Consider the following 22,846-nt stretch of genomic DNA (forward strand, 5'->3'; position numbering starts at 1 on the left):
TTGACCGATTAGTAGGTCGTCAAGTCACGAGCCAAATCAGCAAAGTCTAAGCGTGCCTTGTGCGGATTGTTGACGATAATCTTGCCATCTTCTGCTAGGCTAAATAGGGCACCCTCTTCAGCCGTTCCGAGAATTGGACTTTCAACCAATTCTTCATTGTGGATACCAACAGCTAAACCACCACGACCGGCTTTTAACAATTCAACTGCATGGGCACCCATCCAAGACGCAATAACACGGTCGCGAGCTGTTGGAGCGCCACCACGAACAATGTGGCCGAGGTTAGTAGCACGAAGGTCACTAGTATCTCCTGCTTCCTTCATCTTGGCCGCAAATTCTTGAGCCCCCATGACACCTTCAGCTAAAACGATGATATGGCGTTTCTTACCATTTTCATAGCCTGTTTTAACTTTAGCAACAACGTCATTGATATCGAATTCTTCCTCTGGAACAATAATCTGATCCGCACCAGCTGCGATACCTGACCAGAGAGCGATGTCACCAGCATTACGGCCCATCACTTCGACAACAAAGGTCCGACCATGACTGTAGGCAGTATCCCGAAGTCTATCCAAGGCTTCAGTCGCTGTCGCTACTGCTGTGTCGAATCCAATCGTGTAATCTGTACCCACGATATCGTTGTCGATAGTACCTGGAAGACCAACAGCTGGGAAACCATGTTCTGTCAAGCGCATGGCACCATGGTAAGAACCGTCACCGCCGATAACAACAACTCCTTCAATACCATACTTTTTAAGTTGCTCGATTCCCTTTAATTGGCCTTCAAGAGTGGCAAATTCTGGATAGCGAGCGGACTGAAGGAAAGTACCTCCACGGTTGATTACATTGGAGACAGCTTGACTATCAAATTGGAAAATGTCTCCTTCAACCATACCAGCATAACCACGGTTGATTCCGAAGACTTCCATGCCTTCGGCAATTGCTTTACGAACGACCGCACGAATGGCAGCGTTCATACCAGGGGCGTCACCACCACTGGTTAAAACAGCAATACGTTTCATTATACCTGTTACTCCTTTATTATTTTTAACCCTTTAATTATAGCACATTCGTTTTTAAAATGCTCTTTTTTCGGAATTTTTTTAGTGATAAATCGTTTTCATAGCAAAGCCTTTCAGCTCTTCTTGGAGACGGTCAGATTTGGCTACAAATAATTGCTTACTTTGCAAGGTTTGGTTTTTATCCTGGTAGTGGAGGAGAACAGGAATCTGCCCAGGGAAGGCCTTGAGAATCTTAGCAACCTCCCTATCATGGGTGTGGTCGGCCAACTGTATCCAGAATTTCTCCTTTGCCAAGGGCTCAATAGCCTGAAGAATGAGTTGCAGGTGGCCATCTCTTTCTCGCACCTTTCCAGTCATATAATAGATTTGTCCTTCTTTGAGCCAGTCTCGCCACTTTTGATAGCTTTCTGGAAAGACGGTCACATCTAATTTTTGCTTGGTGTCAGTCAGGCTAACAAAAGCCATTTGTTGCCCCTTAGATTTGGTTCGAATCACACGAACGGCTTCAATTTGCCCCAGTACTCGTACTTGCTCGTTTGTAACCAACTCATCGAAAGGAATAAAGGTTCCTTCTCGCTCCTTGGCCAGGCCAACCAGAGGATGGGGACTAATACCCACACCCAACCACTGCATCTCCAAATCGTACTTCTGACTTGGGGAATAGTCTTCTACCTCAAGCCAATTATAGGAAGAGTCTGCAAAGAGGCTGCCCAATTCATTGACAAAGGTAAAGAGAGACTCCAAATTTTCTTCCACCTTACGACGATTAGGCTCAAACTGGTCAAAGAGGCCAATCTGAATTAAGGGCCTGATGTAGTCTGACTTTTGATAATTCTCAGGCAGACGGGTTAGGAAATCCTCAATGGAAGAAAAGGGTCTTGTTTCAATAATCCAATAGGCCAAATCTCTAGGGAGGCCTTTGAGATTTTTCATGCCCATATAAATAATGCCGTCAGAAATCTTATCCGTGTAGGGAACCGTGTTGATACTTAGGCTACCAACCTTGAAATCAGCCTGAAGAGCATCACTGATATAATCAGGACTGGAGTAATTAAGCATTACATCATAGAAGATGGAAGGGTAATGCGCCTTGAAATAGGCTAATTGAAAGGCTAGGGCAGAATAGGCAAAGGCATGGCTGCGGTTAAACCCGTAGCCTGCGAACTTAGCCATGCGCTCAAAAAGCTCTTTAGCCGTCGTCAGATTTCGTCCCAAGGCCTTGGCCCCTTGCATAAAGTCGGCTTCCATCTTTTGCATCTCTGCCTGATTTTTCTTGGACATGGCCCGTCGCAGGAGATCGGCCTTGCCCAGTGTGAAACCTGCAAAGACCTGGGCAATCTGCATAACTTGCTCTTGGTAGAGCATGATGCCGTAGGTTCCTTCCAAAATCGGGGCAACTAAGGGGTCAATGAGGTCAATAGCTTCCTGACCATACTTACGTCTGATAAAGTTCTCGGTGTAATCGCTAGCCCCCGGCCGATTTAGACTGGTCGTCGCAACAATTTCTTCAAACTTAGCAGGTTTAATCCGTTTGAGGAGATTAATGGCACCAGCCTGCTCGAATTGGAAGATGCCCTTGGTTCTACCAGCGGCAAAAAGGGCTAAGGTTCCAGGGTCTTCTAGGTCAATAGACCTGATATCTAACTGGATTCCCTTTTCTTCAGCCAATTTTTCAGCCATCCGCTGAACGAAGGTTAGATTTCGCAAACCCAGGAAGTCCATTTTCAAGAGACCATTGGCTTCAACGGCCCCAGCATCATACTGGGTGATCATCATATCCTCTCCAGACTTGAGTGGAATATGATTGGTCAGGTCGTCATCACTCATAACGATTCCAGCCGCATGGATAGAGGTCTGTCGGGGTTGTCCCTCAATCTTTTGGGCAATGGCAAAGGCCTTTCGATATTCCTCCTTACTGTTAATCATCTGGCGAAAGGACAGATTTTTTTCATAGGCGGAAGCCAAATCATCACGAAAGCCAATCTTACGGGTAATATTGGTCAATTCATATTCAGCCGCTCCAAAACGCTTGAAAACATCTCGAATAGCCTGCTTGGCACCAAAGGTCGAGTAGGTGACAATCTGGGCCGAGTGACGACTGCCATAACGATCGCGAACATAGTGGAGAAACTCACTTCGGTAGACATCAGGCAGATCAATATCAATATCGGGCATAGAGTAACGCTCTTCATTGAGAAAACGCTCAAAAAGGAGGTTATTTTTCACAGGATCTATACCTGTAATGTCTAGGGTATAAGCCACTAGGCTACCTGCAGCTGAACCGCGCCCCATTCCCATATAATAATGACGGGAGCGGCCAAAGCGTAAAAGGTCCCAAACAATCAAAAAATAATCATCAAAGCCCATCTGATGGATGGTGGCTAGTTCCTTATCTAGGCGCTCCTGATAAGTGCTAGCTAGCAAGCACTTTTCTTTTAGTCCTGCTTCTGCCAGCTCTCGCAACTCAAGAACGGCCTCCTTATCCCGATTAAAACGAGGCAGTTTTAACTGGTGGTCAAAGTGATAGGATATCGGTGCTAATAGTGCTTCTAAATTTTTCAGCGCTTCCGGGAAACGCTCCTCGAAAGCCTCTTGCATCTCCTGACAGGAGCGAAGGTATTGACCAGCTGGAACTGGCTGGACATCCCTTAAGGGCAAATTATCCCTGATAGCATGCAAAACCTGCAGAGTTTGCCGATCAGCTTCTTCATAGTAGCGGACCGTATGGAGAGGTAAAATCGGCTTCTTATAGGCCCTTTCAGGGCTATCTAGACCCACTCCAATATAATAATCAAAGGGAAGACTGAGCGAATCCAGCCCTTCAAAATAAGGGATAATAAGGGCTACCCCATTCAAATAGTTGGGCAAGTCCGTCAGGTCAAGACCATCACTCATTTTAAGAGTTGAGAGTTTAAGGAGATTCCGATAGCCCTGGGTATCCAGAGACAGTAGTTTTACCTTAAGAAGACTTTCGTCCGCAAGCCTAAAGTCTAGCTCTAAACCAACTATCGCTTGTAAGCCGGCTTCCTTGGCTTGAACAGCAAAATGATAGGCCCCATAAAGATTGTCTTGGTCCATAATGCCAAGATGGCTGTAACCCAATTCCTTGGCCCTTTTTACGTAAGATTTGAGATTAACTAAGCTATCCATAAAGCTATAGACTGTCTTAGTATCTATGGGTGCAAACATCTCATATCCTTTCTTTCTTGTTTGTTAGTTAATTATTATTATACTATGAAAGCAAAGAATTTTCTCCTTCAAGCCCTAGATTTAGCTTATTATACTCTTAGATTACAAGGAATAGAACTTGATATTTAAATAATTTTACTGTATTATTTATTTATGACAATTATAAATTGGGAGGAGACTATATGGCTTGGACCTTTGATGAAAAATCACCAATCTATTTGCAAATTGCAAAAAACATTAAAATCAAAATCGTTAGCCAAGAAATGAAGCAAGGAGAACAATTGCCAACTGTTCGAGACTACGCTCAGGAAGCCGGTGTCAATCCAAACACCATGCAGAGAGCCTTTACCGAACTAGAGCGTGAAGGAATCGTATTCTCTCGTCGAACTGCTGGCCGCTTTGTTACCGAAGACGAAGAGCTTATTAAGGAAAAGCGAGTTGAACTTGCCGAAGATGAAATTGCTGGCTTTGCTTCAAATATGGCAAATATCGGATTTTCTAATCAAGAAATCTTAGAAGAAACCAAGAAATATCTGATGAATCAGTCAGAAAAGTAGCCCAATCAAGAAAGAGAGACAAACATGGAGAAATTACTACAAGTACACCACGTCTCAAAAGCTTATGGCCAACATCAAGCATTGGATGACGTAAGCTTGACTATTTCTAGTGGTAAAATTATTGGATTACTAGGACCAAACGGGAGCGGAAAAACTACCCTGATTAAGCTCATCAACGGTTTACTCAAGCAGACAAGTGGTGACATCGTTGTTGATGGCTTCCACCCTTCTGCAGACTCCAAAAAGATAATCTCATATCTGCCAGATACTAGCTATCTAAACGAAAATTTTTCGGTCAAACAAGCCTTGAATATGTTCAAAGATTTTTATGAAGATTTTGATTATCAAAAGGCTGAGCATCTACTCGAAGACCTCGGTATTGACTCTAAAGAGAAGATTAAAAATTTATCCAAAGGTAACAAGGAAAAAGTTCAACTTATCCTGGTCATGAGTCGAAAGGCCAAACTTTATATTCTAGACGAGCCTATCGGTGGAGTTGACCCAGCCGCAAGGGATTATATTCTTAAAACCATCATCAACAATTATTCAGAAAATGCTTCAGTCATTATTTCTACCCATCTAATAGCTGATGTTGAACAAATTCTTGATGATGTGATTTTTCTAAAAGAGGGCAAAGTTATCCTTGAGGGTAACAGTGATGATATCCGCTTTGAACACGGAAAATCCATTGATTCACTCTTTAGAGAAATATTCCAGAACTAGGAGGTCTCCGTATGTTTAGTAAATTAGTTAAGTATGAATTTAAGGCAGTCGGACACTGGTATTTAGCCATGAATGGTTTAATTCTATTGGCTAGTCTGGCCTTGGGTTTCTATGCTTCTTATATTAGTCATCACTACGACTTGTTTGAAAATAGTGGATTTTTAGCTGTAACTTTTATCTTGCTTGTTTTTGCCTTTATCGTTTTGATTGTCGGCCAATTAATTGCCACTCTGATTTTAATCATTCGTCGTTTTTATAGCCATCTTTTTGGCCGAGAAGGCTATCTGAGTTTAACTCTGCCAGTTAAAGAAAGTCAGCTGATTTTTTCAAAACTGTCGGTGGCTTTGACCTTAACTATCGGTAATTATTTGGTTATTGCCTTAGCTATGGGATTAATCTATCTCTTTATTAATCAGCAAGAAGTTTCTGAATTCTCTAGTAGAATTTATGCTTCTTTACCTAAGGCAACAGTCACTGCCATTCATAACAGTGTCCCACTATGGTTATTAGGGTCAATTGTCGGACGGGTCGCAAATATTCTCTTAATTTATGCTGCTATTTCTGTTGGTCAACTTTTCCGTAATCATCGGGTTTTAATGGCTTTCATTAGCTACTTTGTTATTGAGGGGATTTTCACCTTTGTCAATAGTTTCCTTCAAATAGCAACTGGTAATGAAAATATTATTGTGGATTATAACACACGGGTAATAGTCGGAATCCTTGTTGATGCTGTTCTCGCCTTCATCTGGTATCAGGTCACCCACTATATCATAAAATACAAAGTCGATATTCAATAACTGATTATAGAAAAAAGAGGTTGGGACAAAACTATCCCTCAGCCAACGAAAAAGCAACGGTTTTGATACCGTTGCTTTTTGCTTGACATAGGTAGTCTTGATAAAATATCGTTGACAAAAAAATAATAGAAAGGCTACCTCATGTACAGTCACTATAACACAAATCAAACGACTCTGCCACTAGAATTAAGCGCATTCTTACCCCACAACCATCTCGTTTTTACGATTGAAAAGGTGGTCAATAAACTAGATGATAATGCCTTTCTAAACTTTTATCATGAGGTTGGGCGGCCTTCTTACCATCCCCAATTACTCCTAGCAGCCCTTTTATTTGCTTATTCTCAAGGGATCTTTTCCGGACGAAAGATAGAAAAAATGATGGTGGAAAATCTTGCCATGCAATACTTAACAGGTCAGCTGGTGATTTCTTATCGGACAATCAATCGTTTTCGTGTGGCTCCTGGGATGGAGGAGCTGATTCGTAATCTCTTTATTGACCTCAACCTTCAGTTGAAAATGGAGGAATTAGTGTCCTTAGAGTGTTTGTTTATTGACGGGACTAAGATTGAGGCTAACGCTAACAAGTACAGTTTTGTTTGGCGGAAGGCTGTTGATAAATTTTCTGCCAAACTTCAAGCGACTCTAAAAACCTATTTTCAAGAGGAAATTAATCCTTTGATTCAAGAGGCCATTGTCTTAGATGACCAAGAGCCTGTAACTTCTGAACAATTGACAGAGTTTTCTCAAATCCTTGAGGAAGAATTGAAATCAGTTAACCAAGCCATCGAAGAAAATCCTGTCAAAGGAAAGGATGAGCGTCAAACAAAGCGTCGGAAACTCAAGAAAGTCCTTCGAAAGGTAAGGGATGATTTTTCAGCCCGTGCACAAAAGTATGAGACCTATCAAGCCACTTTCACTGGTCGCAATAGTTTTTCAAAGACAGATACAGACGCCACTTTTATGCGGATGAAAGACGACCACATGAGAAATGGTCAACTGAAGGCTGGCTACAATCTCCAAATCGCTACTGAGAATCAATTTGTTCTCCACTATGATATCTTCCCAAATCCGACAGACACCAAGACCCTCTTACCATTTTTAGACTCCTATCCCCATGACGCCAAGACTATTGTCGCAGATGCTGGTTATGGTAGTGAAGAGAACCTACTAACTCTTGACCAAGAGGAAATTAATCACTTGATTAAGTATGGTCGGTTTGATAAGGAACAAAAGAGGGGCTACAGAAAGTCTGACAAGAATCTAGCCAATTGGCACTATAATGAAAAAGAGGATAGCTACACCCATCCGGAGGGCTGGAAATATGTGTTTCATCATCTCAAACACCAGAAAACGCAAACAGGTTTTGAACAAGAGATTAAGGTCTACCAGGCTGAGGAGCCTGAATTAGCTCCTCAAAAGGGGCTTTACATCAATGAACGGTACCAATACTTAAAGCAAAAAGAAGTTCAAGCGCTTTTATCTCCTGAGGGCAGTCAAGTTTTCGCACAACGCAAGGTTGATGTGGAGCCTGTCTTTGGGCAGATAAAGGCTTGTTTGGGTTACAAAAGGTGTCATCTGCGGGGGAAACGACAGGTCAAGATTGACATGGGATTGGCCCTTATGGCCAATAATCTCATCAAATATAACAGGAGAAGCAACCGAACCTAAAAAATAGAGGGTCACCAACAAGTGATCCTCTGTTTTTATGGGGGCAAATGGGTTTTGTCCCAGACTCTTTTTTCTTGTTGTTTATTTTGCTTGACCTAATCCAGACTGCTCCTTATCGGTCAATTTGCCATTAGTAAAGTTTAGAATCATCTGACCCTCCTTTTGGCCTTTGGCTAATTTAAGATTACTGGACCAAACAGCTTGGATCTCAGTTTTATCAGACGATGCTGCTTCTGAAAGGCTATCTGGTGCCCCGTACTTGGCAACCATGCTTGAATAAGCATAGCCATTCTTCAAATTCTTATAGTCTTTCGCAGAAAAATTAGCATCCCTTTGGTAGGTGTAGCCCTTAATGGAACGAACCAGGGTACTATCCTTGAAAAGTTTGACTTCAACTGTGATATTGCCAACATTCCAAGTATAAACATCCAGGGTAATATTACCAGACGCAGGCTTCTCCTGCTTGTGACTTTTAGGCTCGCCAAAATATTGCTTCAACTGGGCCAGATTAGTACCACCAGTAAAATCATTTTCAGCCTTACCAACCTTAACCTTATCAAAGTTCTTACGAACGCCATCATGATTGTCAGAACTCTGCAAGGTACTAGAATTCAAACTAAAGGATGAAGAGGAGGTCTTATCCTGATTGTTTTTCTTACAAGAGACCAAGACAAGGGCAGCTAACAAAGCCACCAGAGCCACTAATACTTTTTTCATCTTTGAAACCTTCCCTTTATTCGAATATATATTTTCTCTCTATGGAGCCGGTGGGAGTCGAACCCACGTCCAAACACCTGCTAACTCATTCGTCTACAACCATAGGTTATGTATTGTTTTAACAAGACTTCGACACATAACTCAAGCCCAAATCTTGCGAGTCAGTGAATCTCTTTTAGGATGACCTGACTGCATCCCAACGTAGCTTGCTGTTTTTAAGACTAATGAGCAAACACAAGCCATTCGCTATTAGTCACACAGGCAGGTGTTTAGGCTGCTACTGCGTAAGAATTTGTATTTTTTGCAGTTATATTTAACTGGCATTTTTACATCTGCCGATGGGTTGCAAAACAAGCCTCATAATGCCTGTCGAATCCGTAACGACCCCTAATGATTACTTGGCTCATTATAACAAATCCACCTAAAAATAGCAAAAATAAGGGAATTAGGGTATAATTTTAGCATGTATGAATTTACGAAAAAGGCCATCAAATGGCTGGGCTGGCTTATCCTAATTATCTCTGCCATTCTAGTAATCTGGCTCTTTAAAGATGGCACCTTAAGCGACTTTGATCGTTTCAAAAACTGGGTTGTCCAGTATAAGATACTATCTCCCTTAATTTTTATCCTCATTCAAATCATCCAGGTCGTTCTCCCCATCATTCCAGGTGGCGTGACCACTATCGTCGGCTTTGCCGTCTTTGGCTTTTGGCAGGGGCTGATTTACAATTCAGTCGGGATTATTATTGGGAGTATCATCCTTTTCGCCCTAGTTCAAAAATACGGTCGCAGGTTTATCCTTCTTTTCGTCAAGGAAGAGACCTTTCTTAAATATGAGGCAAAATTAGAGAGCCCAGGCTATGAACGATTTTTTATCTTCTGTATGGTCTCCCCAGTTTCACCAGCTGACTTAATGGTTATGGTAACAGGGCTAACCAATATGTCCCTGAAAAAATTCAGCTTGATTATGCTCTGGACCAAGCCCCTTTCCGTCATCGGTTATAATCTGATTTGGGAACTAGGTGGCAAATGGGCCTACTACCTCTTTGGCTTCTCGAAGAAATAAAGACATCAGAACCTGCTGGACAGGTTCTTTTATTTTGAGCCAATACCAAATCTAGCAAACTTTAAGGCATGACAAAAGACCGCTAGCTCAACTAACGATCTATTCTTTTCCACTCTGAGGGAATCGAACCCCCATCTCAAGAACCGGAATCTTACGTGATATCCATTACACTAAGAGTGGCAACGGATATTATTATACCATGTTCAATTAGATTTTGCTATAGGAAAATCCAAGATTTTGGAATGCCTAAGTTCTCAAAGGAAGTTCTAGTTAATGTCAAAAATTAGAAGTTTGTCTATGAATTAAGCCTAGCAAATCAAAGGCTAGCTTACCATTTACTTCCCTACAAAACATTCAGCTAGATGGAGTTTCTACTAAAGGCCAGAAAAAAATAGCCCGAAAGCTGCTTTTCTTTGCTTACAATTCGATATCTCCAAAGAGATCTGCCATTGAGAAGCCTGTTTGGGTTTCTGGTAATTCGTAATCGCGTTTTTCACGTTTTTGACGACGTGGACGTGATTGACGTTTTTCACCTTGGCCTTGACCTTCAGCATCAGCCGGGCGTTCTTGAAGGGCCTTGATAGACAAGGATACACGTTCAGCATCAGCATCAACTGACAAGACCTTAACTTGGACTTCTTGACCAACAGAAAGGACATCTTTTGGATTTTCAACACGTTTGTGTGAAATTTGAGAGATGTGAACCAGTCCATCGATTCCAGGAAGAACTTCAACAAAAGCTCCAAAGTCAGTCAGACGCTTAACAGTACCATCAATAACATCACCGGCAGCCAATTTTTGTTCAACTCCGTCCCAAGGTCCAGGGGTTGTTGCCTTAAGTGACAGTGAGATGCGTCCTGCTTCTTCATCAATAGCAAGAACCTTAACATCAATTTCATCGCCTACAGAAACTACTGACTTAGGTGATACATTGCGTTCATGAGACAATTCAGTCACGTGAACAAGTCCGTCAACACCACCAAGGTCAACAAAGGCACCAAAGCTTGTCAAACGAGCAACTTTACCTGTAACGATTGAGCCAACTTCAAGTTTTGAGAAAATTTCTTGACGAGCAGCAGCATTCTTTTCTTCAACAACTTCACGACGTGACAAGATGAATCGATTTTCAGCAGGATCAATTTCTTTAATCTTAGCTTCGATGTCTTGACCAACGAATTGTTCAGTGTTACGAACAAAACGCGTATCAAGCATTGATGCTGGAATAAATCCACGGAGTCCTTCAAATTCTACTGAAAGGCCACCTTTAACAGCACGAGTTCCCTTAACAGTAACGACTTCGCCTTCACGGCCAACAAGTTTATCCCAAGCCTTACGTGCTTCCAAGCGTTTTTTAGAGACAAGATAAGTAACGGTATCTGTGTCTTTTCCTACAACCTGACGAAGGACAAGAACTTCAATCTTATCGCCAGCCTTAACAAAATCATTGATGTCAGCTTCACGATCGTTAGTCAATTCACGAAGAGTCAAAACACCTTCGATACCAGTACCTTCTATGATTACGTTTGCTTGACCATTATCAACTGTCAAAACTTCAGCAGTGACAATATCACCAGGGTTAACTTCGCTAACACTGTTTAGCAAATCTTCAAATTCATTCATTCTAAAAAAACCTCCAGCAAGAACTGGTCTATCCAGCACTTGACAACACTATATTTTCTTAAGGCAACCCGCAAGGACAAACTTGACGGTTTGAGGGCTAACCTCATAACCTCAGACTGGGGTAGCTGGATTCGAACCAACGCATGAGGGAGTCAAAGTCCCTTGCCTTACCGCTTGGCTATACCCCAAAATTTAATACTTACGAGTTTGACTCCATGTTAAACAGAGTTGAACTCAGGCTAAACGCTGGGCAAAAAAGATGAGTTTCCTAAAGTCCAAGTGACTTAGCGTCAACTCCCTATTTTTGCTGTGCGTTCTTAACGCCTTTAGTATCCTAATGGAAGGGGAGGGATTCGAACCCCCGAACCCGAAGGAGCGGATTTACAGTCCGCCGCGTTTAGCCTCTTCGCTACCCTTCCATGCAACTAGGGTTCATTCTAACATAAAGGAACCCTTAATGTCAACAGTTTTTAATGATTTAGATTGTATTTTTCGATAATAGATTGGACTGCTTGATCCAAGTCCTTATAGGAATCTTTGATGCTTTCATCTTCAACGATTGCAAACTGACCATCTACTTCTACAATCTGACCAACCGTCCTTTTTCCAATGGTTAAGGCATATCCAGCCAGTTTTTTCCCTGAAACAAGAATCTGGGCATCTGCTAATTGAATTTCAATTTTTTTGTCTTTCTTTGCCATGACTTACTTCCTTGCATTGATAAATTTCCTATTAATTTTACACAAAAAGCCTCAAGCTTGCAAGATGAAATGAGAATTATTTCTAATTAGTAGAGTTTCTAAACTGACTAATAGGATTTTGAGAGGTCTCCACTTTTTAGCAAAAAACTTCCTGCAAAATCTATTGCAAGAAGTTCACTAATGTTAATCAACTTTATAAATCCAGCCCTCTGGTCCTTCAATATCACCGAACTGGATACCTGTCAAGAGGTCATAGAGCTTACGAGTGACAGGTCCCACTTCTGTTTCGCTGTAGAAAACATGGAAATCATCACCGTGTTGAACGCCACCAATTGGTGAGATGACAGCTGCGGTACCGCAGGCACCTGCTTCTTTGAAGCGGTCTAGGTCATTGATGAAGACATCGCCTTGGACAGGTTTGAGGCCAAGATTATGCTCTGCCAAATAAAGAAGGGAGTACTTGGTAATGGATGGTAGGATGGATGGACTTAGTGGTGTGACGAACTCATCATCCTTGGTAATACCAAAGAAGTTAGCTGAACCCACTTCTTCAATCTTAGTATGAGTTGCTGGGTCCAGATAGATAACGTCTGAGAAACCAGAATTATGGGCAATATCACCAGGCATGAGGCTAGCCGCATAGTTACCACCGACCTTAGCAGCCCCTGTACCATGGGGAGCAGCTCGGTCATAATCGTCTTGAATCAAGAAGTTGGTTGGCTGCAAACCACCCTTGAAGTAATTACCTACTGGCATGGCAAAGACGGTGAAGATATATTCATCGGCAGGGTGAACACCGATAACATCACCAACTCCAATCAAGAGAGGGCGCAGATAAAGTGTGGCACCTGTACCGTAAGGTGGCACATAGTCTTCATTGGCCTTGACAACCTGCTTACAAGCATCAATGAACTTGTCTGTTGGTACTTGGGGCATGAGCAGACGGTCAGCCGTGTTTTGCAGGCGGGCCGCATTGCGGTCTAGACGGAAAAGTTGAACAGAACCATCTTTGGTCCGATAGGCTTTGAGCCCTTCGAAGGCTTGTTGCCCATAGTGGAGAGCTGGAGAACTTTCGGAAATATGGAGAGTTGCATCCTCAGTCAACTGTCCATTATCCCACTTGCCATCTTTATAGTAGGAAAGGTAGCGGAAAGGTAGCTTGCGATAGGCGAAGCCTAGGTTTTCCCAATCTAAATCAACTGTCATAATCAATCCCTCTTTCTATCAGATAATGTGGTTTTATTGTAGACCTTTTTCCAAGCTTTTTCAAGGCTTTTGTGGAAAAATTCAGAAAATTTGGTTAATAAAAGAAGCCAGGCGATGAGCTCGTCTAACTTCTTAAAATCTTTATTTCACTTCTGCTTGATAAACTTCTTCATCAGAAATGCTATCTGAAATGAAGCTACCATTGCTGGTGCGTTCGGATAGGCCAAGGTCTACCAGATTGACTTGCTCAAGCTTACCAGTCTTAGACATAACTTCAAGGATTTGTTGGTCTTTGGATTCTTCAACCTCAGTACTAAAAAGGTCCAAGTCTTGGGTATTGGCATCCGAAAGGACTGGTCCTGCCAGGAAGACACGATGTGGCTTGGATTTGAGTTCTCGCAGAACCTGGAGACCACGCCCTGCCCGCTTAGCTAGAGGAATGTCATCCAGAGCCATCCGCTTGAGACTGCCTCTCTGGGTCAGGATAAAGAAGGACTTGGTATTGGCGATGAAGGCCGCTTTGACGCTATCGCCATCCTTAAGGTTGATGGCCTTGACACCAGCTGCTTTGCTACCGACTACTGGCACTTCCTCAATAGGGAAGTGAAGGGCATAGCCCTTCTCGGTGATGACCATGACGGCATCCAACTTGATTGGGGCCATAGCGACCACCTGGTCCTCATCACCCTTGAGCTTGGCATATTTGCTAGACTTGGTCTTATAGCTCCGCCATGGCTGGAATTCGGTTCGGTCTACTCGTTTGATTTGGCCCATCTTAGTCACAGCGAAATAAGTCTCAGGTGTGAAATCGTCGATAATTTCAGCGTAGAGGACTTCTTCGTCCGTGGCAAAATTGGTCAGGGTCTGCGAAAGGTGTTCACCGATGTCCTTCCAGCGAATATCGGTCAATTCATGGACTGGCCGATAGATGACATTACCCAGATTGGTGAAAATCAGCAAGTGCTGGGTGGTCTTGGCTGGTGCAATCAGAACAGCCTTGTCGTCATCACGCTTGCCCAATTCCTCAGGTGTTGAGGCATTATAGGAGCGGGGGCTGGTGCGTTTGAGGTAACCACTGCGGGTCAGGCTGACATAGGTATCTTCTTCAACAATCAGGCTGGCTGTGTCAATTTCAATAGCCTGTGCCTGAGCCTGCAATTCAGAACGACGGGGGTTGCCGAATTTCTTCTTGACCTCACGAAGTTCACGTTTCATGAGGTTGAACATGGTTCGTTCATCACCGATGATGGCCTTGAGGGTAGCAATTTCTTCCCGCAGGGCAGCATCTTCTTCCTCTAAGGTCACAATATCGGTATTGGTCAAACGGTAGAGTTGCAAAGTAACAATGGCTTCCGCCTGTTCCTCGGTAAAGTCATAAGAGACCTTGAGGTTTTCCTTGGCATCCGCCTTATTTTCCGAAGCCCGAATCAGGGCGATGACTTCGTCCAAGATGGACAGAACCCGAATAAGTCCCTCAACAATATGGAGGCGTTTTTCAGCCTTCTTCTTGTCGAACTTGGAGCGAGCCACGATAATATCACGCCTGTGGGCAATATAGCTGGTCAAGATGGGAACAATGCCAACCTGTCTAGGCGTGAAATTATCAATGGCCACCATATTGAAATTATAGTTAATCTGCAGGTCGGTGTACTTGAGCAGGTAGTTGAGAATGGCCTGACTATCGGCATCCTTCTTGAGCTCAATGGCAATCCGCAGGCCTTCACGGTCGGACTCGTCCCGCACTTCGGCGATACCAGGAACCTTATTGTTAATACGGACATCATCAATCTTCTTGACTAGGACGGCCTTATTGACATCGTAAGGAATCTCGGTGACAACAATCTGCTCCTTACCAGCCTTGAGGGGCTCAATTTCCGTCCGTGAGCGAACGACAATCCGTCCCTTACCCGTTTCATAGGCCTTACGAATTTCATCCGCTCCTTGAATAATGGCGCCAGTCGGCAGGTCAGGCCCAGGGAGAAATTCCATGAGTTTATCAACCTTAGCCTTGGGATGGTCAATCATATAGATAACTGCATCAATGACCTCAGCCAGATTATGAGGTGGAATATCAGTCGCATAACCAGCGGAAATCCCTGTTGCCCCATTGACCAAGAGGTTTGGAAAGGCCGCCGGCAGAACCGTTGGCTCCTTTTCGGTATCGTCAAAGTTCCAGGCCCAGGGCACGGTGTCCTTGTCAATGTCTTGCAGGAGGTAGCCCGCAATTTCTGACAACCTAGCTTCGGTATAACGCATGGCAGCCGGTGGGTCACCATCCATAGAACCGTTGTTCCCGTGCATTTCGACCAGAATCTCGCGATTCTTCCAGTCCTGAGACATGCGGACCATGGCATCATAGATGGAAGAGTCACCGTGGGGGTGGAAATTCCCCATAATATTACCGACCGACTTGGCCGACTTCCGGTAGCCCTTCTCAAATGTATTGCCGTCCTTATTCATAGAATAAAGAATCCGACGCTGAACAGGCTTGAGACCATCACGAATGTCTGGCAGCGCCCGCTCCTGAATGATGTATTTGGAGTAGCGACCAAAACGCTCTCCCATGATGTCCTCGAGGGACATATTTTGAATGTTACTCATAAGATACAAAGCCATTAAGCGACTCAAAGAAAAATAGGAAACTTGACGAAGGTGCTTGCACCTAGGAAAGTTTATCTTTTTTCACAGAGCCGTAGGCGTGTTCAGTTCAACAAACTTGAACTTTCCTTTCTGTATAGATTATCTATTTATTATCTTAATTTTTAATAATCGTTTTAAGTGATGCGGACGCCAGTGACTTCCTACGGAATTCCATGGCTAAAATTGGAGCCAACAGTCTCCAATTTTCCGAGACTGTTTGGAAAATCCAAACAGTCTTTTCATCACGGCAACGATTATTAGATAATGCTCTCTTTAAGAGCTTTGTTTTTATTATTAACTTACTTAAATTTGTGCTTTGGAAAATTTTCTAGCAGCTTTATATTTATCAAAAACTAATTTTTTATCAAATTCACTAATCAACTTCTTGTTATATGAAATCGGTTTGTCTAACTCAGTATTGTGTTTTAATAGAAATTCATAAAAATCGCCATAGAAGCCACTATTTTCTTGAGTATAGACTGGAACTCTCATTATGACATTATAGGATTTGTTATTAGTAATTATTTTCTTTCCACTTTCAATCTTAACCTTATACTCTAACTGACAGGTTTTATCAACTAAGACCGTAAAACCAACATTATTTGCTCCATGTTTTAGAATCTGTGAACATGAGGCAGACTGCTGTTTGACATTAGAAGTTAAATTCAATAATGGAACATCCCCGACACCGGGACCTGTAGAACCTACTTGTGGTTTAACAAATTTTTTCTTATTCCTATCATATCTGACAATTAGATTTAAATTTTTGACTTGAGCTCCTTTGTTATTTGTTATAACAACATTCAGATTTTCTAATTTATCATTAGTTTCAAACTCACTGCGAAATTGCTCAAAATTTTCAATCGCTAGACTTTTTACATCTCCTGAGTTTACATTTGTTTTTTTAATAACTTGATCTTTTAAGAGATGATCTTTCGATAAGCCTTTTTCATACGCAATATATTTTATATGGTAGCTAGGTGTGGCTGCTTTCTCATTACCATTATTGTAAGTCAACAAAACAAACTTTTGGTTGTCCTCAAAAAATCCTCCATCATATTGTAAATCTTTTATTTTATAAGGCTTTTTTCTTATCCCATACAATTCGATTTTCGTTATAGCCTGAGAAGTTGCTCGCTTATTTTCAACGGTTAAGCTATTCAAAATAAAATTGGAAAAAATTTTTGGATTTGTAGTAACGGATTCTACCATTCCAGTTTTATTATTTATATTTGAAATATCATTGTCCGATATGACAATTTCTTTTGAATTGTCATAGTGATTATTCATAACATGGCTTGAATAATCCTTTATTACAGGAACTATTAATGATGCTACAATCAATGTCCACCAAAATTTTTTTAACCATAGCTTTAATTTGTTTAAAAAAGGTATGAGCTTTCCAACCTTAATATGTTTTCTTTTCTTTCCCATCAGAATATTCCGCTCTCTTCCAATGTAAACTTGACGTTGTCTTCAATCCATTGGCGGCGGGGGGCTGCTTTGTCGCCCATGAGGACGGAGACGCGGCGTTCGGCTCTAGCTAGGTCTTCGATGGTCACGCGGATAAGGGTGCGGTTGTCTGGGTCCATAGTGGTCTCCCAGAGCTGGTCAGCATTCATTTCCCCCAGCCCCTTGTAGCGTTGCAGGAGAGCACCACGGCCGAACTTCTGACGAAGGTCTTCTAGCTCACCGTCTGTCCAGGCGTATTCCACCTGCTCCTTCTTACCCTTTCCTTTGGACATCTTATAAAGAGGTGGCAGGGCGATATAGACATGGCCCGCTTCGACCAAGGGACGCATATAGCGATAAAAGAAGGTCAGCAGGAGGGTCTGAATGTGGGCCCCATCGGTATCAGCATCGGTCATGATGATGATCTTATCGTAATTGATGTCATCCAAACTAAAATCAGGGCCGACACCTGCTCCGATGGTGTAAATCATGGTGTTGATTTCTTCATTCTTGAGAATGTCAGGCATCTTGGCCTTCTCGGTATTAAGGACCTTACCTCGCAAGGGTAGGATAGCCTGGAACTTGCGGTCACGGCCTTGTTTAGCGGAGCCACCGGCTGAGTCCCCTTCGACTAGATAGAGTTCATTTTTCTTGGGATTCTTAGATTGGGCAGGAGTCAGCTTTCCTGAAAGGAGGCCCTTGTCCTTCTTGTTTTTCTTGCCGTTACGGCTTTCGTCACGGGCCTTGCGGGCTGCTTCTCGGGCATCTCTAGCCTTAATGGCCTTGCGGACCAAGCTAGAAGCCAACTCCCCATTTTCCATAAGGAAGAAGGTCAGCTGATCAGAGACCAGGCCATCGACAACGGGACGGGCCAGCGGGCTTCCCAGCTTGTCCTTGGTTTGGCCTTCAAATTGCAAGTGCTCTTCGGGAACTAAAATGGAGAGGACAGCTGACAGGCCTTCACGGTAATCAGAGCCTTCCAGATTTTTGTCCTTGTCCTTGAGCAGGCCGGTCTTTCTGGCATAGTCGTTCATGGCCTTGGTGATGGCTGTTTTGAGGCCCGTTTCGTGGGTACCGCCATCCTTGGTGCGAACGTTATTGACAAAGGAGAGGATATTGTCAGAGAAGCCATCATTGTACTGCATGGCCACCTGAACTTGGAAGCCTTGGTCTTCCCCTTCAAAATAGATAACAGGGGTCAGGGTTTCCTTATCTTCATTGAGATAGTGAACAAAGTCCTGAACCCCATTTTCATAATGAAATTCAACTTCTTCTTCCGTGCGCTCGTCCTTGAGAACCAAAGTCACCTCTTTAAGAAGAAAGGCGGATTCCTTGAGGCGCTCAGAAATGGTGTTGAATTTAAAATCAGTGGTTGAAAAAATACTATCATCTGGTTTGAAGGTGACCTTGGTCCCTGATTTGGACTTAGGAGCCGTGCCAATTTTTTCTAACTCAGTTACTGGCTTGCCACCATTTTCAAAACGTTGCTTGTAAATGGCACCATCTCTGGTAATTTCGACTTCTAACCAGCTGGACAGGGCATTAACCACGGAGGAACCAACCCCGTGCAGGCCACCAGAGGTCTTGTAACCCCCTTGGCCAAACTTACCACCAGCGTGAAGAACGGTGAAAATGACTTCAACAGTCGGTTTGCCAGTAGCATGCATCCCCGTTGGCATTCCGCGTCCACTATCGGTAACGCTGACCGAGCCATCCTGATGGAGGACAACTTCAATCCGGTCCCCAAAGCCAGACAGGGCTTCATCGACCGCATTATCGACAATCTCCCAAACTAGGTGGTGAAGGCCCGTAGCATCAGTCGAGCCAATATACATACCGGGACGCTTGCGGACCGCATCCAACCCCTCTAGCACCTGAATGGCATCATCATTATAATTTGTAATTGAAATTTCTTTTTTCGTCAAAATTGACCTCCCAATTATTCATCCCTCTTATATTACAAGTTTTTGGGGGAATTTGCAAAAGAATTTGGCCTTAGAACCACAAAAGAGGCCTTTCTATCAGCTTTCTCTAAGAAAGCCTGTAATCAGGCCTTAATTTTTGATATAATGACAGCATGGAAACTATTATTTTTATTGTGATTGCCTATCTGCTGGGCTCTATTCCCTCAGGGCTCTGGATTGGTAAGATTTTCTACCACAAAAACATCCGTGACTACGGTAGCGGAAATACTGGCACGACCAATACCTTTCGTGTCTTAGGAAAAACGGCGGGAACCATTACCTTCCTGATGGATATGCTTAAGGGGACCTTGGCGGTCCTACTGCCTGTTTGGTTTGGGGCAACGGCTATCTCACCCCTGGTTATTGGTTTCTTCGCCGTTCTGGGCCATACCCTACCAATCTTTGCTGGCTTCAAGGGAGGCAAGGCGGTAGCTACTAGTGCTGGTGTCCTCCTAGGCTTCACCCCCCTCTACTGCCTCTTCCTACTGGCTGTTTTCTTCACCATTTTGTTTCTGACCAGCATGATTTCCTTTTCCAGTATAGCGGTTTCGGTCATTGGACTCATCACCCTCTTTACCTTCCCGGCCTTTCATTTTATCCTGCCGAGCTACGATTGGCTCTTTACGCTGATTGTCTCTTGTCTGGCCTTGATTATTATCATACGGCATAAGGACAATATGGTTCGGATAAAAAATAAGGAAGAAAATCTTGTGCCATTTGGCCTCGACCTGACCCATCAGCACCCAAAGAAATAAAATTTATAGAATATCACTCAAGCAGATTCAGCCAAGCCTAATCTGTTTTTTTTTTTTTTTTTGTTGTTTTTGGGTTTAATTGGAATTATCAACTAGCAATCTCTCGGCCATAGAAAAAAGGCATCCCGAAGGATATCCTTTTTAGTCTTTAATTCATTTATGTCTACGGACACGTAGGTGGTCCACTACGGCTCCTGCTGCAATAACCGTAACGCCAACGAAGCTAACCAAGACTTCGTTGAAGCGGGTATTATCAGCAGTGTTAGAAGCCGAAACATGGGGTTGAGCACTTGCTTCCATCCTTGAGCCAGTTGAGCCAGACCCAGATTGGCCACGTCCGCTAGAACCTGCAGCAGAATTTGCTCCCAGTCCTTTGGATTGTGAGCTAACATCAGGAAGGTCAATATCTTGCGAAGTTGGCTTATTTGAGTTAGTTGTCATTTGCTCTGACTTGTCACTAGCCTGCTTCATAGCCTCCTCAGGCTTATCTGCCAGCTTACCGATGTCAATCGCCTTATCCAACTGAGGAAGCTCCTCAGGAATCTTTTGCTCAATTGTCGCATCGGACTTTTTACTAGGCGCTTCATCAGGAATATTGTCCACTCCCCCATCAATCTTTGGCTGGTCCGGACCTTCTGGTTTCTCTGAATCATTTGGATTTAGATTGGGCTTAGAATCCGGTTTAGAATCTTTTGGTGCCCTCGGTTGGAAACCATCACTTCGCCCGCCATCTCGCCGAGGAGCCAAGGGTGCTGGTTTGAAAGAATGCTCCGAAGGGCCAATATGCTTCTTGATCCAATCTGGATCATAGTAATGGAGAGCCAAAATCGATATAAGTCGCTTATTTGGATTAATCTCCTTATACTGGAGCAAATCGATGTCTGATTTGAGGTAATCCTCCAAGACTTGGTCCATTGACGGTCCCTCTTGACGAGGACCACCCAGCATGGTGTAATTATCTCCACCAGCAGCCAGAAAATCGTTGGTGGCCAAATAATAGGTCTTGGATAAGTCTAAAGGCAGGTAGATTTCACTTTCAGGGTCCCAAACTTCGATGGCATGAATCCGTTTATCTGGATCTAAATTCGTATCGTAGTAGACACGAGCACCGGAAACCTGCAAGAAGCCACCACTAGGTTCCAAAATTGGGTTACCTTCCTCATCTAAGATAGGCTGGTTATCCTTATCAACCTGGACGATGGACCCCAGCGAGGTCCGAAACATATCATCAATGTTTTGACCTGTTACTTGAATTTGTGTAACGGTATTACCAAAAGGAAGGACGGCAATGACATCACCCTTGGTGATAGGTTGGCCTGTTTTAAGGGTTTCTCGCAGACCTCCACCATTGGTCACAGCGAGATTAGACTTGTGACTAAAGCCTGTCTGACCATAAGCTAGCAGGGAATCCACAACTAAGTCCCCTAGATTGGTCTCACGCACACGCACATTCATCCGATCGCCATTTAACTCTACAGGGTTGTCTTCTCGAATGACTTGGGCACTTTCTGCCTCATACTTGGCCTGAATTTTCTCCAGCAAGCCTGCGACTGCAGGGTCTGGTGTGACATTTTCTAATTGGTCTGCCGATAAGACACCTGCCGACAGGACACGATCAGAATTTAGGGTAATATAGCCAATATTGTGGAGGTAGCTTCCTGTTTGATTGTAGGTAACATGGCCATCCGTCAGCTGGAGAACCGTATGGGAATGGCCATCAATAACAATGACATTCTTATCTTTCAGCAGCTCATTTTGCGCTAAGGCCTGGGCTAGACTATCACCACGCCATTCTGTCTTGGTAGTTGCATCCACGCCAAGGTGGCTTAAGATGACGTAGTTATGATAGGTCTTCCCTTGGGCTTTTGCGTTAGCTTCGGTTTGAGCAATAACATTGTTGACCTCTGTAATTGGGTCTGCAAAAGTTACTCCCTTGATGTTATCGGGATGGGTCTTGGTCGCCGTTTCTGGGGTGGTAACCCCGATGACAACAAATTCATCACCATCCTGGTCAGGGGTTTTATCAATGATGGTCGATGGTTCAAAGAGCCGAGTTCCATTAACATAGATATTGGAGCTGATGATTGGAAACTGCAACTTCTCCTTGAGACGTTTCAATTGATAGAGACCAAAATCAAACTCATGATTACCGACAGTCATAGCATCATAGCCAATGCTATTCATGACGTCAGCCATGTTCTCACCCTGGCTGCTGTTAGAAATCGGTAAGCCTTGGAAGGAATCACCCGCATCAAAAACTAGGGTTTGACCTTGCTGACGAGAGGCTTCTACAACGCTAGCTAATTTGGCATCGCCAATAACACCATTCTTGTCATCTTCCACCATCCGTCCATGGACATCATTGGTATGAAGAATCGTGATGTCCTGACTTGACTTTGACGCTGGTGCTTGGGAGTCCGCTTGGCTAGTTTTTTCTTGGCTTTCTGGAGTTGTAGGCTCTTGGTCTGATTGTGGGTTGACCAAAATCCATTTGGCTTTTTGGGTCTGGCTTTCTTCTTCTGAACTCGAGTCCGTTGAGGACGACTGTGAGCTTGGTGAAGAAGCCTTCTGACTGGATTCTTCCTCTTGCGACTGTGACACTTGGATAGAGTCCACCTGTCCATCTACCCCAGTGGCCAAATTAGCCTCGTTGGCATAGGTTTTATTTGATAAAATTGCCGTCGAGAATAAGAGGGCAGATAGGGTCGGGATTAAGAATGTTTGCTTGCGCATGAAGAACTCCAGAATAATATTAGTATTATCTATTAT

General features: G+C 43.4%; 16 protein-coding genes, 3 tRNA genes and 1 other RNA gene. 6 read left to right on the forward strand and 14 right to left on the reverse strand.

The window, feature by feature from the left end; all coding sequences use genetic code 11:
* Window positions 1-8 precede the first annotated feature (8 nt).
* Together pfkA and DYE66_RS08405 are read right to left on the reverse strand one after the other, a co-directional pair.
* Window positions 9-1,022: a 6-phosphofructokinase gene (pfkA, locus tag DYE66_RS08400; protein WP_019783115.1), complete on the reverse strand. Its 1,014-nt coding sequence runs from the start codon at window positions 1,020-1,022 to the stop codon at window positions 9-11.
* An 81-nt stretch (window positions 1,023-1,103) separates the two neighbouring features.
* On the reverse strand, window positions 1,104-4,211 hold the full coding sequence (locus tag DYE66_RS08405; RefSeq protein ID WP_002996606.1) for a DNA polymerase III subunit alpha: 3,108 nt from the start codon (window positions 4,209-4,211) through the stop codon (window positions 1,104-1,106).
* Between the two features lie 182 nt (window positions 4,212-4,393).
* Here DYE66_RS08405 and DYE66_RS08410 point away from each other — a divergent pair, with 182 nt between their 5' ends.
* The 4 genes from DYE66_RS08410 (at window position 4,394) to DYE66_RS08425 (ending at window position 7,956) form a co-directional block, all read left to right on the forward strand.
* Window positions 4,394-4,768, forward strand: coding sequence for a GntR family transcriptional regulator (locus DYE66_RS08410; RefSeq protein ID WP_002960650.1), 375 nt, complete (start codon window positions 4,394-4,396; stop codon window positions 4,766-4,768).
* 24 nt (window positions 4,769-4,792) lie between these two features.
* Entirely contained in the window at window positions 4,793-5,491 is a 699-nt protein-coding gene (locus DYE66_RS08415) for an ABC transporter ATP-binding protein (RefSeq protein ID WP_002996521.1), read from the forward strand.
* An 11-nt stretch (window positions 5,492-5,502) separates the two neighbouring features.
* Complete coding sequence (locus DYE66_RS08420; protein WP_002997350.1) at window positions 5,503-6,288, forward strand: hypothetical protein; 786 nt, start codon at window positions 5,503-5,505, stop codon at window positions 6,286-6,288.
* Between the two features lie 141 nt (window positions 6,289-6,429).
* Entirely contained in the window at window positions 6,430-7,956 is a 1,527-nt protein-coding gene (locus DYE66_RS08425; protein WP_115325116.1) for an IS1182 family transposase, read from the forward strand.
* An 81-nt stretch (window positions 7,957-8,037) separates the two neighbouring features.
* Here DYE66_RS08425 and DYE66_RS08430 read toward each other — a convergent pair whose 3' ends face one another.
* Window positions 8,038-8,673, reverse strand: a complete 636-nt coding sequence (locus DYE66_RS08430) for a DUF3862 domain-containing protein (protein ID WP_002996643.1) — start codon at window positions 8,671-8,673, stop codon at window positions 8,038-8,040.
* Window positions 8,674-8,712: 39 nt separating this feature from the next.
* Window positions 8,713-9,061, reverse strand: a transfer-messenger RNA (tmRNA) gene (gene ssrA, locus DYE66_RS08435).
* 75 nt (window positions 9,062-9,136) lie between these two features.
* Here ssrA and DYE66_RS08440 point away from each other — a divergent pair.
* Window positions 9,137-9,739 carry a VTT domain-containing protein gene (locus DYE66_RS08440; RefSeq protein WP_002997216.1) on the forward strand — a complete coding sequence of 201 codons (603 nt, stop codon included), beginning with the start codon at window positions 9,137-9,139 and terminating at the stop codon, window positions 9,737-9,739.
* Window positions 9,740-9,847: 108 nt separating this feature from the next.
* Here the strand turns inward: DYE66_RS08440 and DYE66_RS08445 are convergent.
* From DYE66_RS08445 to parE, 9 genes are all read right to left on the reverse strand, one after another.
* Window positions 9,848-9,919: transfer RNA gene (locus tag DYE66_RS08445), tRNA-Arg, on the reverse strand.
* Window positions 9,920-10,156: 237 nt separating this feature from the next.
* Window positions 10,157-11,359 carry a 30S ribosomal protein S1 gene (gene rpsA / locus DYE66_RS08450; RefSeq protein ID WP_002997242.1) on the reverse strand — a complete coding sequence of 401 codons (1,203 nt, stop codon included), beginning with the start codon at window positions 11,357-11,359 and terminating at the stop codon, window positions 10,157-10,159.
* Window positions 11,360-11,475: 116 nt separating this feature from the next.
* Window positions 11,476-11,547 (reverse strand) — tRNA-Gln (locus DYE66_RS08455).
* 150 nt (window positions 11,548-11,697) lie between these two features.
* Window positions 11,698-11,778, reverse strand: a tRNA-Tyr gene (locus tag DYE66_RS08460).
* A 51-nt stretch (window positions 11,779-11,829) separates the two neighbouring features.
* Window positions 11,830-12,060, reverse strand: coding sequence for a DUF2969 family protein (locus DYE66_RS08465; protein ID WP_002996503.1), 231 nt, complete (start codon window positions 12,058-12,060; stop codon window positions 11,830-11,832).
* Window positions 12,061-12,243: 183 nt separating this feature from the next.
* Complete coding sequence (locus tag DYE66_RS08470; RefSeq protein WP_002996663.1) at window positions 12,244-13,266, reverse strand: branched-chain amino acid aminotransferase; 1,023 nt, start codon at window positions 13,264-13,266, stop codon at window positions 12,244-12,246.
* A gap of 141 nt (window positions 13,267-13,407) precedes the next feature.
* Window positions 13,408-15,867 carry a DNA topoisomerase IV subunit A gene (gene parC, locus DYE66_RS08475; RefSeq protein WP_115325200.1) on the reverse strand — a complete coding sequence of 820 codons (2,460 nt, stop codon included), beginning with the start codon at window positions 15,865-15,867 and terminating at the stop codon, window positions 13,408-13,410.
* Window positions 15,868-16,209: 342 nt separating this feature from the next.
* On the reverse strand, window positions 16,210-17,340 hold the full coding sequence (locus DYE66_RS08480) for a hypothetical protein (RefSeq protein WP_115325117.1): 1,131 nt from the start codon (window positions 17,338-17,340) through the stop codon (window positions 16,210-16,212).
* Window positions 17,340-19,283 carry a DNA topoisomerase IV subunit B gene (gene parE, locus DYE66_RS08485; RefSeq protein WP_002997362.1) on the reverse strand — a complete coding sequence of 648 codons (1,944 nt, stop codon included), beginning with the start codon at window positions 19,281-19,283 and terminating at the stop codon, window positions 17,340-17,342. Before parE ends, DYE66_RS08480 begins: the two co-directional genes overlap by 1 nt.
* Window positions 19,284-19,435: 152 nt before the next feature.
* Here parE and plsY point away from each other — a divergent pair, with 152 nt between their 5' ends.
* Entirely contained in the window at window positions 19,436-20,077 is a 642-nt protein-coding gene (gene plsY / locus DYE66_RS08490; RefSeq protein WP_002996516.1) for a glycerol-3-phosphate 1-O-acyltransferase PlsY, read from the forward strand.
* 153 nt (window positions 20,078-20,230) lie between these two features.
* Here the strand turns inward: plsY and DYE66_RS08495 are convergent, their stop codons facing one another.
* Window positions 20,231-22,810, reverse strand: a complete 2,580-nt coding sequence (locus tag DYE66_RS08495; RefSeq protein ID WP_115325118.1) for a 5'-nucleotidase C-terminal domain-containing protein — start codon at window positions 22,808-22,810, stop codon at window positions 20,231-20,233.
* Between the last annotated feature and the right edge of the window lie 36 nt (window positions 22,811-22,846).

Origin of the sequence: Streptococcus downei MFe28, assembly GCF_900459175.1 — a bacterium.
GTDB classification, from domain to species: domain Bacteria; phylum Bacillota; class Bacilli; order Lactobacillales; family Streptococcaceae; genus Streptococcus; species Streptococcus downei.

Bases quoted from the DNA above. Each gene is read 5' to 3' on its own strand.
- plsY (WP_002996516.1), top strand. From the start codon at position 19,436: ATGGAAACTATTATTTTTATTGTGATTGCCTATCTGCTGGGCTCTATT.
- pfkA (WP_019783115.1), bottom strand. From the start codon at position 1,022: ATGAAACGTATTGCTGTTTTAACCAGTGGTGGTGACGCCCCTGGTATG.
- DYE66_RS08495 (WP_115325118.1), bottom strand. From the start codon at position 22,810: ATGCGCAAGCAAACATTCTTAATCCCGACCCTATCTGCCCTCTTATTC.
- DYE66_RS08420 (WP_002997350.1), top strand. From the start codon at position 5,503: ATGTTTAGTAAATTAGTTAAGTATGAATTTAAGGCAGTCGGACACTGG.
- DYE66_RS08405 (WP_002996606.1), bottom strand. From the start codon at position 4,211: ATGTTTGCACCCATAGATACTAAGACAGTCTATAGCTTTATGGATAGC.
- DYE66_RS08470 (WP_002996663.1), bottom strand. From the start codon at position 13,266: ATGACAGTTGATTTAGATTGGGAAAACCTAGGCTTCGCCTATCGCAAG.
- DYE66_RS08415 (WP_002996521.1), top strand. From the start codon at position 4,793: ATGGAGAAATTACTACAAGTACACCACGTCTCAAAAGCTTATGGCCAA.
- DYE66_RS08440 (WP_002997216.1), top strand. From the start codon at position 9,137: ATGTATGAATTTACGAAAAAGGCCATCAAATGGCTGGGCTGGCTTATC.
- DYE66_RS08465 (WP_002996503.1), bottom strand. From the start codon at position 12,060: ATGGCAAAGAAAGACAAAAAAATTGAAATTCAATTAGCAGATGCCCAG.
- DYE66_RS08430 (WP_002996643.1), bottom strand. From the start codon at position 8,673: ATGAAAAAAGTATTAGTGGCTCTGGTGGCTTTGTTAGCTGCCCTTGTC.
- rpsA (WP_002997242.1), bottom strand. From the start codon at position 11,359: ATGAATGAATTTGAAGATTTGCTAAACAGTGTTAGCGAAGTTAACCCT.
- parC (WP_115325200.1), bottom strand. From the start codon at position 15,867: ATGAGTAACATTCAAAATATGTCCCTCGAGGACATCATGGGAGAGCGT.
- DYE66_RS08425 (WP_115325116.1), top strand. From the start codon at position 6,430: ATGTACAGTCACTATAACACAAATCAAACGACTCTGCCACTAGAATTA.
- DYE66_RS08410 (WP_002960650.1), top strand. From the start codon at position 4,394: ATGGCTTGGACCTTTGATGAAAAATCACCAATCTATTTGCAAATTGCA.
- DYE66_RS08480 (WP_115325117.1), bottom strand. From the start codon at position 17,340: ATGGGAAAGAAAAGAAAACATATTAAGGTTGGAAAGCTCATACCTTTT.